A 15,597-nucleotide genomic window follows, 5' to 3' on the forward strand; every position below is an offset into this window, starting at 1 on the left:
CGGCGCGGAACGGGCGGTTACAGGGCGCGGAAAGAATATTCGGCGGACGCCACTGTCTCGTTGTCCTCGTTTAGGGTGATGACGGCGTCGACGGCGTTCCCGGCCAGCGCCAGCGGCAGCCAGTGCTCCGCATCCTGCCACATGCGCTCCAGCGGAAGGCCGGAAACCAGGAACCACTCCGGAATGATCTCGGAGCTCTCGATCGGTTCGCCGGCCCACCGGCGGGTGGTGAACAGGCGGGTGGACATGTTCCAGTCCGGCCGTGCGGGGAAGACGAACTCCACCTTTCCGGCGTCGAACAGGTCCTCCTCGAGGACCACGACGCCGGCCTCCTCCAGCACCTCCCGGCATGCCGCCTGGGCGTCGGTTTCGCCGGCCTCAACGTGGCCGCCGAGTCCGACGATCTTTCCGGCTCCGAAGCCGGTCCGCTTCAGGCCCAGCAGCACCTCGGGCCCAACCTCCGGGCATTCCCGTAGCAGGAAGCACAGGGTGACGGGCACGGAAGTCATGCAGACCAGCCTAGCGGTCCCGTCGCTGTCCGGACGCCTGTCCCAAGGCCCGGGATTAACCCAAATGCCGGTGTTTATCCCAGTGCCCGCGGATGCGCCGCCGCGTAGACTTCCCGCAGCGTGTCGGCGGTGACGAGGGTGTACACCTGCGTGGTGGTCACCGAGGCGTGCCCCAGCAGTTCCTGGACCACGCGGACGTCCGCGCCGCCTTCGAGCAGGTGGGTGGCGAAGGAGTGCCGGAGCGTGTGCGGGGAAACATCCTTGGCGATGTTGGCCTTGTCCGCCGCGGCCTTCAGGATGGTCCAGGCGCTCTGGCGGCTGATGCGCCCGCCCCTGGCATTGAGGAACAGCGCAGGGGTGCCCTTGCCCTTCCCCGCGAGCAGCGGCCGGCCCCGGACCAGGTAGGCGTCCAGGGCGCGGGCCGCGAAGGAACCCAGCGGCACGAGGCGCTCCTTGGAGCCCTTGCCGAACAGCCGCACGATCGCCGGTCCGGATTCGGCGGCCTGCACGGACAGGTCGTCCACGTCCAGGCCCACGGCTTCGCTGATCCGCGCTCCGGTGGAGTACAGGAACTCCAGCAGCGCCCGGTCCCGGAGGCCTGTTGCGGTGTCTGTGCCCGCTGCCTCCAGGATCCTGGTGACCTCGTCCACGGTGATGGCCTTGGGCAGCCGTTTACCGGGCATTGGCGGGTGGACATCGCTGGCGGGGTCTGCCGTCGTCGTCCCTTCCAGCGCCCAAAAGCGGTGCAGCCCGCGGACGGCCACCACAGTCCGCGCCGCGGAGCGCACACCGAGCGGAGTGCCGCCGTCGGCGCCGTCGGAGAGCGCCTGGGCAAAGCCCGTCACGTGGTGGCGGGTGATGTCAGCCGGGCTGCTGAGGCCCTGCCCGGCCAGGTAGGCCGAATAGCGGGCGAGGTCGCGGCGGTACGCGGACAGGGTGTTTGCGGCGAGGCCACGTTCCACTCCCATGTGCTGGAGGTAGTCGGTCACGCCGCGGTCAATCGCGGTGCGCGGCCGTTGCGGTGGGGCCGTTTCCGCTCCATCTGTCGGCTGGGGTGCCGACGTGGCCGGAGATTCCTCCGGTGCCGCCGTGTCCGCGGACATCAGCGCTGGCTGGGGTGCGCCGGCCAGGGGGCGTCGCCCGGCCGTAGTCCGCTGAAGCCGTCCGCCTTCGCGGCTGCCGCAGCAAGGATTCCGACGACGGCGGACGGGTTGTGCAGGCGACCCTCCAGCACCGCGGCAACGGCGTCCTCCAGCGGGATCCAGTGCAGCTCGATTTCCGCTTCTTCGTCCGTGCGGACGTGCAGTTCGTGGTGCGGGACCTCGGTGAGGCCGCGGGCGAGGTAGATGCGGATGGCTTCGCTGGAGGAGCCCGGCGAGTTGAAGAAGTCTGCCAGGACGTTCCATTCGCTGGCGATCAGGTCCGCTTCCTCGGCCAGCTCCCGGCTGGCGCCCACCACGAAGTCCTCACCCTCGACGTCGAGCAGGCCTGCGGGAATCTCCCATAGGTCCATGCCGACCGGGTGGCGGTACTGCTTGATCAGCAGCACCTCGCCGTCGTCGTTCATGGGGAGCACAGCGACGGCGCCGGGGTGCTCAATGTAGTCCCGGACGAGGGGGTCACCCTCGGCGGTCAGCTTGAAGCTGTCGCTGACAACGTCCCAGATCCTGCCGTTGTAGACCCTTTCCCTGGAAAGCAGACGGCGCGGGCTCGGCGCATCCGAAACCTGCCGGTCAGCAGGGGTGTCTTCAGATGTACCGGGCATCGCGCCGTCCTTACTCTATGGGTGTTGTGGGATGACTCTGCAGGTGTTCTACTCTGCGGGGGCTTCGCCGGAGGCGGCCGCAGCGGGTTCGAAACCGGTGACGTCGCTTCCGCTCTGGTGGTCCAGGGCGGCCTTCACCAGGCCGGCAAAGAGCGGGTGCGGCCGGGTGGGCCGTGAGCTCAGTTCCGGGTGCGCCTGGGTGGCCACGTAGTAGGGGTGCACCTCACGGGGCAGCTCCACGTATTCCACCAGCTTGCCGTCCGGGGACGTCCCGGAGAACACCAGGCCCTCGGCGGCAATCTGTTCGCGGTACTTGTTGTTTACCTCGTACCGGTGGCGGTGGCGTTCGCTGACGGTGGTTTTGCCGTAGGTCTCGGCGATGACCGAGCCCTCGTCCAGCTTGGCCTCGTACAGGCCCAGGCGCATGGTGCCGCCGAGGTCGCCGCGCCCCTCAACGAATTCCAGCTGCTCTTCCATCGTGGCGATGACCGGGTACTTGGAGTCCGGCTCAAACTCGCTGGAGGAGGCGCCCTCCAGGCCGACGACGTTGCGGGCGTACTCGATGACCATGCACTGCAGGCCAAGGCAGAGGCCCAGCACGGGCAGGCGGGATTCGCGGGCAAACTTCAGCGCGCCCAGCTTGCCTTCCAGGCCGCGGATGCCGAAGCCGCCCGGAACGCAGATGGCGTCGACGCCCTCGAGGGAACGCACTGCGCCCTCGTGGGTTTCGCATTCGTCGGACGGCACCCAGCGGATCTTGACCTTGGCGTTGTTGGCGAATCCGCCGGCGCGCAGGGCCTCCGTGACGGAGAGGTAGGCGTCCGGAAGGTCGATGTACTTGCCCACCAGGGCAACCTCAACCTCATGCTTGGGGTTGTGGACGGCTTCGAGGAGCTTGTCCCAGCTGGTCCAGTCGACGTCCTTGAACGGCAGGTCCAGCGCCCGGACGATGTACGAGTCCAGGCCCTGGGTGTGCAGGGTCTTGGGGATGTCGTAGATGCTGGGCGCGTCGGCGGCGTTCACCACGGCGTCGATGTCGACGTCGCACATGCGGCCGATCTTCTCGCGCATGGCGTCGGGGACTTCGCGGTCCGAGCGGATCACGATGGCTTCCGGCTGGATGCCGATGGAGCGGAGGGCGGCCACGGAATGCTGCGTGGGCTTGGTCTTCAGTTCCTGCGAAGGCCCGATGTACGGCACCAGCGAAACGTGGAGGAAGAAGACGTTGGTCCGGCCGATGTCCTGGCGGACCTGGCGTGCGGACTCGAGGAAGGGCTGCGACTCGATGTCGCCCACCGTGCCGCCGATCTCTGTGATGATGACGTCCGGCGCGTTCTTGCCCTCGGAGGGAAGCCGCATCCGGCGCTTGATCTCATCGGTGATGTGCGGGATGACCTGGACGGTGTCCCCGAGGTACTCGCCGCGGCGTTCCTTGGCGATGACCGTGGAGTAGACCTGGCCGGTGGTCACGTTGGCCGAACCCTCGAGGTTTTCGTCGAGGAAGCGCTCGTAGTGTCCGATGTCGAGGTCGGTTTCGGCGCCGTCGTCTGTGACGAAAACCTCGCCGTGCTGGAAGGGGTTCATCGTGCCCGGATCCACGTTCAGATAGGGATCGAGCTTCTGCATAGTTACTGACAGGCCGCGTGCCCGCAGCAGGTGGCCGAGGCTGGAGGCCGTCAGTCCCTTGCCGAGTGAGGACGCCACACCGCCGGTGACGAAGATGTGTTTGGTCGTCTTGGAGGAGCCCGGGAACCGGGAATTTACACGGGAATTTGATCGCTGCACCACGGAATTCGAGCCTATCATCAATTGAGCCTTCCACGGATCGGGTATGCGGTCCCCAAAGGGCTCAGTTTTCCCTGTCCACGGCCCGCAGGCAATACCCGCAGGCGATAGCAGAGCCGCCAGGGCCTGCCGAGGGGCGGGCCGGTTCAGCTCATGCCCGAGGCCAGCGGCTCAGGCCTGCTGCGGCAGGAGCTTGGCGTCGTCCAGAAGCTCCTGGGCGTGCGCCTGAGCGGTTTCGGAGTCTTCCTGGCCCGCCAGCATCCTGGCGAGTTCCCGGACGCGTTCGGCCTCGTCCAGGAGCTGGACGTCGCTGGAGGTGAAACCCTTGGCCGTGGAGCCGTCGGAACCGCGCACCGAGGTCTTGGTCACACGGATGTGCTGGTCGGCGAACGCCGCGACCTGCGGCAGGTGCGTCACCACCAGGACCTGGACGTGGCGGGCCAGCATGGCCAGCCGCCGGCCGATCTCGACGGCGGCGCGGCCGCCCACACCGGCGTCCACCTCGTCGAAGACGAACGTGGGCACGGGGTCCACCGCGGCCAGCACCACCTCGATGGCCAGCATGACCCTGGAGAGCTCACCGCCGGACGCGCCCTTGCCCAGCGGCCGGGCCGGTGCGCCGGAATGCGGCTGCAGCAGGAAGGAGATCTCGTCCGCGCCGTGGGGTCCCAGCTGGGCTGCGGCCTCGATGGTGATCACCAGGGTGGCGTCCGCCATGGCCAGGGCCTTCAGTTCGGCGCTGACCCGGGCGGAGAGGTCCTTGGCGGCCTTGGCGCGGACCTTGCTGATGGCCGCGGCCTGCTTCTTCAGCTCGGCCGAGGCCCTGGCCACCTCGGCTTCCAGGTTCTCGATTCGGGTCGAGTCTCCCTGCAGTTCGTCAAAGCGCGCCCGGGCGTTCTCGGCCCACTCGAGGACCTCGTCGATGCTCGGCGCGTATTTCCGGACCAGCTTGGCCAGGGACGCGCGGCGTTCCTCGATTTCGGCCAGGCGTTCCGGCCCCTCCGAGTCCAGCCCTGCCTGGTAGCTTGCTAATTCGGTGGCGATGTCGTTGAGCAGGAACCCCACCTCCGCGAGGCGGGCTGCTGCCGATCCGAGTTCCTCGTCGTGCTCGGCCACGTGTTCCAGGGTCCGCTTGGCCGCGTCCACGAGTGACGTGGCGTCGCCGGCCTCGCCGAAGTCCTCGGCAATCAGGGCCTGGTGTGCGGTGGTGGCCGCAATCCGGAGTTCCTCGACGTTGGCCAGCTTCACGGCCTCAGCCTTCAGGGCCTCGTCCTCCCCGGCCTGCGGTTCCACGGCATCGATCTCCGCCAGCGCGGCCTCCAGGGATTCGGCCTCGCGGAGCCGCTCGCGTTCCGCGCTGCGCAGTGAGTCCAGCTCGGCCTGGCTGGATTTCCAGGAGCTGTAGAGGTCCTGGAATCCGGCCAGCGTCGAGGCCAACCCGTCCCCCGCGAACTTGTCGAGGGCCTCGCGCTGTGCCGCGGCGCCCTTGAGCCGGATCTGGTCAGTCTGCCCGTGCACCACCACGAGCGACTCGCCGATCTCGGCCAGCACGCCCACCGGGGCTGCCCGGCCGCCGAGGAAGGCCCGGCTGCGTCCGTCCGCGCCCAGGCGTCGTGAGAGCAGCAGTTCCGCGCCGCCGTCGAACTCTTCAACCTCGGCCCCGGCGTCCCTGGCGCGCTCCAGGGCGAGGTGCCCGGATTGCAGCTGCACAACCGCTTCGGCGGAGGCGCTCTTGGCGCCGCTGCGCACGGCCCCGGCGTCCGACCGGGCTCCCAGCAACAGCCCGACGGCGGTGACCACCATGGTCTTGCCGGCGCCGGTTTCGCCGGTCACCACGCTGAGCCCGGGGCCCAGCGGCAGCGTGGCGTCGGTGATGACGCCGAGATCGCGGATTCTCAGTTCTTCAAGCATGGTTCACTTTTCAGTCGGAGGATCGGATTCTGAACCGGGTTCGTATGGCTGAAGGCCCGAGGGAGGGGCCATGGTCCGCGGCGTGCGCACGATCGGCACCGGACCGGTGTGGATCTGCTCGGACTGCGGCACAGGGCCGCGCCAGCCGTGGATGGGAAGCTCGAACTTGCGGACCAGCCTCGCCGAGAACGGGGTCTGGTGGGTGCGGGCCAGGCGGACCGGGGTGGTGGACCGGGTGACCTCCACGCGGGCGCCGGGAGGCAGGTCCACCGAACGCCTGCCGTCGCACCACAGAACGCCGAGAGCGTCTGTCCGGTTGAGGACTTCCACCGCCAGCCGGGACCGGGGCGAGACCACCAGCGGCTTGGCGAAGAGGGCGTGCGCGCTGATGGGCACGATGAGGAGGGCTTCCACCTCGGGCCACACGACGGGCCCGCCGGCAGAGAAGGCGTAGGCGGTGGATCCGGTGGGCGTGGCCAGCACCACCCCGTCGCAACCGAAGGAGGTCAGCGGGCGCTCGTCCACCTCGGTGACCAGTTCGAGCATGCGCTCCCGGTCACCCTTTTCGATGGCGGCCTCGTTCAGGGCCCAGGTGTGCCAGATCTTCTGGCCGCGGACCCAGACCTGGACGTCGATGGTCATGCGCTCCTCCACCGTGTACTCACGGCTGGCGATCCATTCCACTGTCTGGGCGAGGTCCGCACGCTCGCTCTCGGCGAGGAACCCGACATGGCCGAGGTTCACGCCCAGCAGCGGCACGTCCACTTCGCGGACCAGTTCCGCCGCACGCAGGATGGTCCCGTCGCCGCCCAGCACCATGACCAGTTCCACGTCCGGAAGCTGGATGTGGTCGTGGAGGATTTCGACCGGCTGGTCCATGGCGCCGAAGAAGCCCTCCATGTCGGCCAGTTCGGACTTCTGCATGACGGGGATGATGCCGGAGGCGTGGAGCTGGGCGCACGCCTCCCAAGCCGCCTTTAGGGATTCCTCGCGGCCGGTATGGGCAAGTACCAGTACACGCCTGCTCATCGGGTTCCGCTCTCTAGTGGTTCGGCCAGATCTTTCCCAGCAACGCAGCAACGGCTGCGTCCCGCTCTTCGATCTTAGGCAAGTCTTCGGACATTCTTTGCGTTATCCACAGGAAGTATTCGACATTTCCGTCCTGGCCCGGCAACGGGCTGATGGCCAGCCCCCGCAGTTCCAGGCCGGCGTCGAGCGCTGCCCCCGCCACTTTACCGACAGCCAGGCGCCGTTCGCGTTCCGACGTGACCACTCCGGTGCGGGCGAGCCGTTCCTTGCCGATCTCGAACTGCGGCTTGACCATGAGGACCAGGTCGCCGCCCGGAGCGGTGCACGCTGCCAGCGGGGCCAGCACCAGCGTCAGGGAAATGAAGGAAAGGTCGGCAACCGTGACTTCTGCCCGGCCGCCGATCTGTTCGGGGCCCATGTAGCGGACGTTGAGCCCTTCGTGCACGCTCACGCGCGGGTCGCTGCGGAGCTGCGGCACCAGCTGGCCGTGCCCGACGTCGACCGCCACCACGTGCGCGGCGCCCCGCCGCAGCAGGACGTCGGTAAAGCCGCCCGTGGAGGCTCCGGCGTCAAGACACCGTTTACCGCCGACGGCGACCCCGGGGAAGGCGTCCAGCGCGCCGGCCAGTTTGTGGCCGGCGCGGCTGACGTACGCGTCCGCCGCGTCTTCCGCGACGTTTAGTTCACGGTCGTCGCCCACCTGCAGCGACGCTTTGGCGAGGATGTCGCCTGCGGAGGACACCTTGCCCTCGGCGATGAGCCGGGCGGCGTGCGTGCGGGACCGCGCCAGTCCCCTGCTGACGAGCAGTTGGTCGAGTCTGGGCATGGTCAGGCAGCACCCGGACCGTGCTGCGGCTCTTCGTGCTGGGCCTCTTCCTTCAGGGGCTCTTCGTTCAGGGGCTCTTCGTTCAGGGCTTCCAGCAGGGCGTCGTGCATGCCTGCATAGGCGGCCGGGTGCTCCGAAACCGGGAGCCCGGGGACCTCGCGGACCCTGTCCAGGATGGCAAGCACCGCCGGGTCTGCGGTGCCGGCATCGCCCGCGCGGCCGCCGGGCACGGTCAGCTCCGGCCAGGCGGTATCTGACACTGCGGTATCTGACACTGCGGTATCTGACACTGCGGCGTCCGACGATGCAGCGTCAGACACTGACCCGTCCGGAGCGGTGTTGTTCAACTCGGGCATGGCACCAGTCTATTGATCCGGCCACTCGAGTTCGGGAGCCGTGGGGACGTCGGCGTCGGCACGGGCCGTCCACCACGCGGCACACGCAGCGCGCCACGAATCGAGGTCGTCCTTGGATCCGGAGATGCGGATGACGTCTCCGGCCACCGTTGCCGTGGCGTTCCCGCAACGGAACGTCCCGCCGTCGTTATCAATTTCCGGATATGCCTCGTAAAGGCCGGCCAGGTCCCGGATGATGTAGCCGGGCCGCTCCTCGGTCCGGGCCGCCAGCATGGTTTCCAGGGTGTCGATGCCAGTCAGCACGGCCACAGTGGCGAAGCCTGCGCGGTTGCCACCCAGGATGTCGGTGTCGAGGCGGTCGCCCACCACCAGCGGCCGGTCCGAAGAAAGCCGCTTGGCCGCGGCGTGGAACAGCGGGGCCTCCGGCTTGCCGGCGACGAGGGGCTGCCGGCCGGTTGCGGCCGCCACGGCGGCCACGAGGGACCCGTTGCCGGGCGCGGTTCCGCGGGTCTGCGGGAGCGTCATGTCAGTGTTCGTCGCAACCCACAGCACGTCACCGTCCGCCAGGACGAATGACGCTTCGGCGAGGTCCTTCCAGCCGATCGCAGGGTTGAAGCCCTGCACGACGGCCACCGGGTTCTCCTCGGCGCTGTGCACCGGCTTCAGGCCAACAAGCTCGACCTCGTGGGCCAGCGCCGGGCTGCCGGTGATCAACACCGCGGCGCCCGGGGAAAGCAGGGACGCCAGCAGGTCGGCACCGGCCTGGGAAGAACTCACCACCTGGTGGTCTTCGGCGGGGGCGCCAAGCTCGCGGAGGTGGGCCGCCACTTGGGCCGGGGTACGGGAGGCGTTGTTGGTCACGTAACCGAGGCCGACGCCGATGCCGGCCAGCCGCTGCAGGGATTCCACCGCTCCGGGGATAGCGTGGGGGCCCTTGTAGACCACTCCGTCCAGGTCAGCCAGCAGCGCGTCGAACCGCGAAATCAGTGGTGCTTCACTCATGCGCGTTCAGTCCTCCGAGCCGTTCTGGCGGCGGTCGGCATCCTGCTCACCGGTGTGCGAGGCTTCTACTTCCCCTTCAGCGTCATCATCCTGTTCGGCGGAGTCCTCGTCGGACTCGGCGTCGTCGGATTCGAAGTAGTCCGCTTCGGCGTCGTCCAGGTTTTCTACCGCTGCGCTGTCTGCCGGCCGCTGCGCGGCAGCTTCCTCAGCGGCGCTGATGCCGGGGGCCTGGTTGTCGGAAGACTCGCCTCGGTCCTGCGCCGCCGTACCCGCTGCCTGCGCAATCCGCTTCCGGCGTTCGGCCTCTTCCCTGGCTTCCTCTTCCTCGTCCCAGCCGAGATCGATGATGTCGGGTTCCTCTGCCATGCCCAGGCCCAGGGCTTCTTCGGCCACGACAGCCTGGCGCTGCCACTTCCCGGCTTCGGTTTCGCGGCCGGCGGCGGTCAGGGCGTCAGCATACGCGCGGAACAGGCGCGGGCTGTAAGAAAAGGCGCGGTTGATGTCCAGTTGCGGGATCTCGAGCTCGGCCACGGCGGCGTCCGGCTGGCCAAGGTCGGCGCGGGCACCGGAGGCGACAATCGCCAACTCCACCTTGCCGGGCGCGTCGAGGTCCTGGGCCTCCTCGGAGCGGACAACGTCCAGGGCGCGGTCGGGCCGGCCCAGGCCGCGTTCGCAGTCGGCCATCACTGGCAGGTGGACGTTGGAACCGCTGATCCGCCGGTAAGTGCGGAATTCGCGCAGGGCTTCGCCGTAGTGTCCGGCGGCATAGGCCGTGAGGCCCACTGCCTCGCGGACAGCGGCCAGGCGTCCGCCGCGGCGGCTGGCGGCAAGGGCGTGCTGGAACGCCAGTTCCGGTTCCTCGTCGATAAGCCGTCCGGCCATCACGAGGTGGCGGGCAACCCATTCCGCGCTGTTGGATTCGAGGGTCTTGATCTGGTGCTGCGTTGCGCGGTCGAGTTCCTTGCCCGTGACGTCCTCGTCGATTTCGGGCGAACGCTCACGGTCCGGGCGGTTGGCGCTGCGGAGGTCGCGGGCGTTGGGGACGCGGGCCGGGCGGTCCTCAGCCCTGTCGCGGCCGAACTGGCGGGGGCCGCGGTCCTGCCTGTCGCCGCGGTCCTGCCAGCCGGCGCGGCCTTCGCGGGGTGCACGGTCCTCGCGGGGTGCACGGTCCTGCCGGTCACCGAAGGGCCGGCGGTTGTCTCCGCCACCAAAGCTGCGGCGATCGCCCTCGCCCTCGCGGCGCGGACGGTCACCAAACGGCTTACGGTCACGGTCACCAAACGGCTTACGCTCACCGCCGCCGAAACCGCGGCGGTCACCCTCACCCTCACGGCGCGGACGGTCAGAGAACGGCTTACGGTCGCGGTCACCAAAGCTGCCGCGGTCACCCTCGCCGTCGCGGCGCGGACGGTCAGAGAACGGCCTGCGCTCACCGCCACCGAAACCGCGGCGGTCACCCTCACCCTCGCGGCGCGGACGGTCACCAAACGGCCTGCGGTCGCCGTCGCCAAAGCTGCGGCGGTCGCCGTCGCCCTCACGGCGCGGACGGTCAGAGAACGGCTTACGGTCACGGTCACCAAACGGCTTACGCTCACCGCCACCAAAACCGCGGCGATCGCCGTCGCCCTCACGGCGCGGACGGTCACCAAACGGCTTACGGTCACGATCACCAAACGGCTTACGCTCACCGCCACCAAAACCGCGGCGATCGCCGTCGCCCTCACGGCGCGGACGGTCAGAGAACGGCTTACGGTCAGGGTCACCGCCGAAACCGCGTCCGTCACGGGCGCGGAAGCCCCGCGGATCGCCGCCGGAATTATTGGTCCCCCTAAAAGGGCCCCCCTGCCGCCCCCGGTTGCTTCCCGAGTCGCCCCGGTCATTTCCGCCGCGGTAACTGCCGCCCTTGTGCTCAGCCATGGTGGATTCCTCCTGTAGTGAGCCGACCACTGGCGCAATGTGCAGCCGCTCTTGTCCGTGTTTGGTTGTCCTGCGCGACCCGTGGTGAAGCATCCGGTGTCCGCATATCTCTAGCAATTCTAGGTGAGAGCCGGAGCCAGCAACTAACGGCGAGGCCCTTCAACAGGCTGGCGTGTGCATCCTCACAGGGTCGCGGGCCAGTCATCTGCCGCGGGCCGGAGCGCCCGTTCGTGCCGCCGGGCGTAAGGCACAGTGCAACAACCCACAGGAAAAATCCAAGGACGCGTGGCAAGACTGGCTCCCACAGCATTCGCCAAGGGGGAACCATGAAGACATCACGGACGAAGCCGGTGGCCGTTACTGCCATGATCCTGTGTTGCGGGCTGCTGGCACTGTTCCTTGCCTACTCGACCGAGGCCGGCAGGGAAGCTGCATTCCTGGACCGGACCGGCGCAACGGTCATCTGGGGGCTTCCTGTTGCCAAACTTGTTTTCAACGTTGCGGCCGCCGGCACTCTCGGGCCACTTATCCTCGCGCTCTTCGCCCTTCCCCCAAAGGGAAAAGCGTTCTCGAAGGCACTGGTCATTGCCGGTATCTCCGGTGTGCTCTGGACGGCCGCCGCAGCCGCGATCAGTGTCCTCACCTTCCATTCGCTGGCTAACCTGCCCCTGTTTTCCGAAGGATCCGGGACCATCTTTGTCAGCTTCCTGACCGACGTTGACGCCGGCCGGAGAAGCGCCCTGGCAGTAGTGCTTACGGCAACCGTGGCGCTCCTGTGTTTCGGGGTGCAGAGCCAGCGGGCCGTCGCCATCACGGCCGTTCTGGCTTCCACGGGGCTGATCCCCCTGGCCCTGAACTCCCATGCCGCGGGCGGCGCCGGCCACCCCGACAGCACCGTGTCTGTCGTCACGCACATGGCCGCGGCGGCCGTCTGGATCGGCGGCCTGGCAACGCTTGTCCTGCTGCGGCGTACTCTGGGGACGGAGCTGCTGGCCGTGGTCCGGCGTTACTCGACATTGGCGCTGCTGTCCTTCCTTGCCCTGGCCATCTCGGGCATCGCGGCTGGTGTGACGAGCATCGGAACGCTTGACGGGCTGGCCTCGCAGTACGGCCTGATCCTCGTGGCCAAGACCGCGCTTCTGGGGGTTCTGGGCGTGTTCGGGGCATTGCACCGGAAGTGGATTCTCACAAAGCTGGAAGCAGTCCCGGGCAGGGCACGGACTGCTTTCACCGCTCTGGCGGTGGCCGAGCTTGCCGTCATGGCAGCCGCCTCAGGACTCGCGGCCGCCCTGGCGCGCACCCCGCCGCCCACGGTTTCGCAGGCAGCGCCCGCCCCCGTTTCGCTGCGCCTTCCCGGCTTTGTGGATATGTTCAGCAGCTGGAAGCCCGACGCCCTGTGGATCTTCCTCTGCGCCGTCGCTGTGTTCCTGTACGCGGCCGGAGTACAGCGTGTCCGGAACCGGGGCGGGCACTGGCCGGCCTCCCGCGCCGGCTTCTGGTTCGCCGGAGTTGCGCTGTTGTTCCTGGTCACCAACGGAGGGCTCCGGTTCTACCAGGAGTACCTGATCAGTGCCCACGTCATGACGCAGATGCTTCTGATGGCCGTCGTTCCGCTCCTGCTGGTTCCCGGTGCGCCGCTGACCTTGGCCAGGCTCGCCGCCATGCCCAGGCAGGACGGAACGATAGGCGGCGGAGAAGCCATCACCCTTACGCTGCGTCCGGTTCTGAATGCTGCATCGGCTCCTTACGTGGCGGCCGCTGGCCTGGCCGCCGTGCTGGCAGCCCTGTACTACACGCCTTTGCTCGAGTATTCGTCACGCACCCAGTTCGGCTACCAGGCCATGGCCCTGCTGGCATTGCTCTCCGGTTGCCTGTTTGCGGCCTCCCTGGCCCATGGAGCCAGGGGCCGCGCGCCTGGACCGTCAGTGGCCGGCAGGCTCGTCACGATAGGTGCCGTGGCGGCGCTCTACGGGGTCCACGGCTGGGCCCTCGCCCAGCAGGCAGACCAGCTGCCGGATGCGCGGCGGCGGGAATGGCTGATTACCGTGGGCCAGCCCTGGGACCAGCCGGTTCTGGCGGTCGTGGAGCCGGCGGGCGTGGCCATGTGGGTCATCGCGGCCGGCACGCTTTTCGTAGCGGCAGCGGTTGTCGTGTACCGGGCTCGCCGGCGCCGTACCCAGGGTACGGGGCGACGGTTCCGTTCCGCTTCGGAGCCCGCCCACGACCTGGTGATGTCCTCGGAGCCCTGATGGGCACCCTTCCCCAGGAGAGCTTGCCATGGGTGGCTTTCCACCCAAAGAAGGCCGCCGGAAGCCCTGTCTCCCTCAAGGTTTCCGCAGGGTAGGTATTACACCCTTCAACTAAATCAATTGGACTTTCTAGCGACGTCGGAGGTAGTCGTGTCAGTTACACGCCGTCAGGCACTGCAAATAGGTGGAGTGGGGATCATCGGCGCTTTCGGTCTGGCTGTGCCCTTGACCTCGGTCAACGCCAAGTCGGCAAGCCAGTTGGCATCCCGCAACATGCCGAAGCCCTATCAGCGGACACTTCCGATTCCGGAGATACTCAAGCCCAGCAGCACGGTGGTGGACCCCGACGGCCACAAACGGCACCTGTACAAGATCGAGCAGAAAGCTGCGCTGGCCAACATCGTGCCCGGCCTCAGCACACCTATCCTCGGCTACAACGGGACCTTTCCGGGCCCGACCATCAAGGTGAATCAGGGCGAACGCATCACTCTGGAGATGGACAACGTCCTGCCTCTGTTCCACCCGCAGTGGGGGTACCGGCTTGATACCTCGACGCACCTGCACGGGTCTGCGTCGCTTCCACAGTTTGACGGCTACGCCAACGACCTCACCGGCCGGGACTACTGCAAGGACTACGAATACCCCAACTTCCAGCCGGCACGGACCCTGTGGTACCACGACCATGCCGTCCACAACACGGGCCAGAGCGTCTACTCCGGCCTGGCCGCCCAGTACCACCTGCACGACGAAGTGGAAGGCAACATTCTTCCGCAGGGAAAGTTCGATGTGCCGCTCACTGTGTCCGACGCGATGTTCGCCGCCAACGGCTCCCTGGGCTACAACGACAACACCCACTCTGGCCTGTGGGGCGACGTCATCCTTGTCAACGGGGCGCCCTGGCCGGTGATGAAGGTCCAGCGAAGGATCTACCGCTTCCGTATTCTCAATGCCTCCATAGCCCGTTCCTACCGTTTCTCCCTGAGCACAGGGGATGCCATGACCATGGTCGCCACGGACGGCGGCCTGATGCCGGCCGCCCAGCAGGTGACATCCTGGCGGCACGGCGGCGCCGAGCGCTACGAGGTTCTTATCGACTTTTCCAAGTACCCCGCCGGCAAGCGGGTGGAACTGCGCAATCTGTCCAACAAGAACAATGTGGACTACGACTTCACCGGCAAAGTCATGGCCTTCGACGTGACGGACGAGCCGGTCGACACGTCCGGACCCGGTGCCAGGGTGCTGCCGACGGTTCTAGCCCCGAGCCTGACGATGAGCCTGAAGGCCTCGGATTCTTTAAAAACCAGGCACATGCGGGTGAAGCGGGACAACGGTACCTGGACTATCGGGGGGATGACGTGGGACGAGGTGGTCAAGAGTGGCTACCGGAAGGTCCTTGCCAATCCCGACCTCGACGATGTGGAAATCTGGGAGATCGAAAACAGCTCGGGCGGCTGGTTCCATCCGGTCCACATCCACCTGGTGGACTTCCAGGTCCTCAGCCGCAATGGGCAGGCCCCCTTCGCGCACGAGAAGGGGCCGAAGGACGTGGTCTACGTGGGCGAAGGGGAAACAGTCCGGCTGCTCATGAAGTTCGAGCACAACCGTGGCAGGTACATGATTCACTGCCACAACCTGCCCCACGAGGACCACGACATGATGGCCCAGTTCAGCGTCGGCATCGACACGAACGACCCCGACCCCAACCATCCGGTTGACGCCGTACGGCCGCACCTGATCAATCAGCCTGCGCCGGCCCAATCTGCTCCCGAGGAGGGGACGGCGGACGTGGCGGCACCGCCGGTCACCCCGCCGGCAGAGGCGGCTGCGCCGGTTACGACTGCACCGGCCACGTCACCGGCCGCGGCAGCTGCGGGACAGAAGGACGTTGTGGCCATCACCACCGCCCGGCACCGGCTGAAGAAGGACATGACTTTCGCCGGAACCTCCAGGTTCACGGGCTCGACGGCGCCCACCTCGGCCACCGTCGTGCTGTACGACGTCACACCGGGGCGTGCCGCCACCCGCTTGGGTACGGTAACGGCCAACACCCTGGGAGCCTGGACGCTGACCGTCAAGCCCGGACCCGCCAAGCAGGTCACCGCTGTCAAGGCCGAATCGAGCGCTGGCGGGAGCGCGACGGCGAGTGTAAGGACCGGCTAGGTGGCAGTGTTGGGTTAAATGCGGGAGAGCCCCAACCGTGTGGTTGGGGCTCTCGACCTAATGGTTGTCCGGCGGTGACCTACTCTCC

The 15,597-nt window shown here is 67.6% G+C and carries 13 protein-coding genes; 3 read left to right on the top strand and 10 right to left on the bottom strand.

Annotated elements, in window-relative coordinates:
• Window positions 1-17: 17 nt before the first annotated feature.
• The 10 genes from ACFTSA_RS19160 to ACFTSA_RS19205 all read right to left on the bottom strand — a co-directional run bounded on the left by ACFTSA_RS19160 (window position 18) and on the right by ACFTSA_RS19205 (window position 10,065).
• Window positions 18-509, bottom strand: coding sequence for an 8-oxo-dGTP diphosphatase (locus ACFTSA_RS19160; RefSeq protein ID WP_377953282.1), 492 nt, complete (start codon window positions 507-509; stop codon window positions 18-20).
• Window positions 510-583: 74 nt separating this feature from the next.
• A complete protein-coding gene (gene xerD / locus ACFTSA_RS19165) occupies window positions 584-1,612 on the bottom strand; it encodes a site-specific tyrosine recombinase XerD (RefSeq protein WP_377953283.1) in 1,029 nt (342 codons plus the stop codon).
• Complete coding sequence (locus ACFTSA_RS19170; protein ID WP_377953284.1) at window positions 1,612-2,274, bottom strand: NUDIX domain-containing protein; 663 nt, start codon at window positions 2,272-2,274, stop codon at window positions 1,612-1,614. Before ACFTSA_RS19170 ends, xerD begins: the two co-directional genes overlap by 1 nt.
• Window positions 2,275-2,322: 48 nt before the next feature.
• Entirely contained in the window at window positions 2,323-4,080 is a 1,758-nt protein-coding gene (locus ACFTSA_RS19175) for a CTP synthase (protein ID WP_377953286.1), read from the bottom strand.
• Between the two features lie 150 nt (window positions 4,081-4,230).
• Window positions 4,231-5,970 carry a DNA repair protein RecN gene (gene recN / locus ACFTSA_RS19180; RefSeq protein WP_377953288.1) on the bottom strand — a complete coding sequence of 580 codons (1,740 nt, stop codon included), beginning with the start codon at window positions 5,968-5,970 and terminating at the stop codon, window positions 4,231-4,233.
• A 3-nt stretch (window positions 5,971-5,973) separates the two neighbouring features.
• Complete coding sequence (locus ACFTSA_RS19185) at window positions 5,974-6,999, bottom strand: NAD kinase (protein WP_377953289.1); 1,026 nt, start codon at window positions 6,997-6,999, stop codon at window positions 5,974-5,976.
• A 13-nt stretch (window positions 7,000-7,012) separates the two neighbouring features.
• Window positions 7,013-7,825, bottom strand: coding sequence for a TlyA family RNA methyltransferase (locus ACFTSA_RS19190; protein ID WP_377953290.1), 813 nt, complete (start codon window positions 7,823-7,825; stop codon window positions 7,013-7,015).
• Between the two features lie 2 nt (window positions 7,826-7,827).
• Window positions 7,828-8,181: a hypothetical protein gene (locus tag ACFTSA_RS19195; protein WP_377953292.1), complete on the bottom strand. Its 354-nt coding sequence runs from the start codon at window positions 8,179-8,181 to the stop codon at window positions 7,828-7,830.
• A 9-nt stretch (window positions 8,182-8,190) separates the two neighbouring features.
• The gene (locus ACFTSA_RS19200; RefSeq protein ID WP_377953293.1) at window positions 8,191-9,183 is read right to left on the bottom strand and encodes an HAD-IIA family hydrolase; all 993 of its coding nucleotides are present in this window, start codon (window positions 9,181-9,183) and stop codon (window positions 8,191-8,193) included.
• Between the two features lie 6 nt (window positions 9,184-9,189).
• Complete coding sequence (locus ACFTSA_RS19205) at window positions 9,190-10,065, bottom strand: hypothetical protein (RefSeq protein WP_377953294.1); 876 nt, start codon at window positions 10,063-10,065, stop codon at window positions 9,190-9,192.
• Here ACFTSA_RS19205 and ACFTSA_RS19210 point away from each other — a divergent pair.
• The 3 genes from ACFTSA_RS19210 (at window position 10,018) to ACFTSA_RS19220 (ending at window position 15,509) form a co-directional block, all read left to right on the top strand.
• Window positions 10,018-11,118, top strand: a complete 1,101-nt coding sequence (locus ACFTSA_RS19210; protein ID WP_377953295.1) for a hypothetical protein — start codon at window positions 10,018-10,020, stop codon at window positions 11,116-11,118. The two genes, ACFTSA_RS19205 and ACFTSA_RS19210, sit on opposite strands and share 48 nt — an antisense overlap.
• 308 nt (window positions 11,119-11,426) lie before the next feature.
• Entirely contained in the window at window positions 11,427-13,349 is a 1,923-nt protein-coding gene (locus tag ACFTSA_RS19215) for a cytochrome c oxidase assembly protein (protein WP_377953296.1), read from the top strand.
• A gap of 150 nt (window positions 13,350-13,499) precedes the next feature.
• The gene (locus ACFTSA_RS19220; protein ID WP_377953297.1) at window positions 13,500-15,509 is read left to right on the top strand and encodes a multicopper oxidase family protein; all 2,010 of its coding nucleotides are present in this window, start codon (window positions 13,500-13,502) and stop codon (window positions 15,507-15,509) included.
• Window positions 15,510-15,597 lie beyond the last annotated feature (88 nt).

The organism is Arthrobacter sp. NPDC057013, assembly GCF_042674585.1.
In the GTDB taxonomy this organism is placed as follows: domain Bacteria; phylum Actinomycetota; class Actinomycetes; order Actinomycetales; family Micrococcaceae; genus Arthrobacter.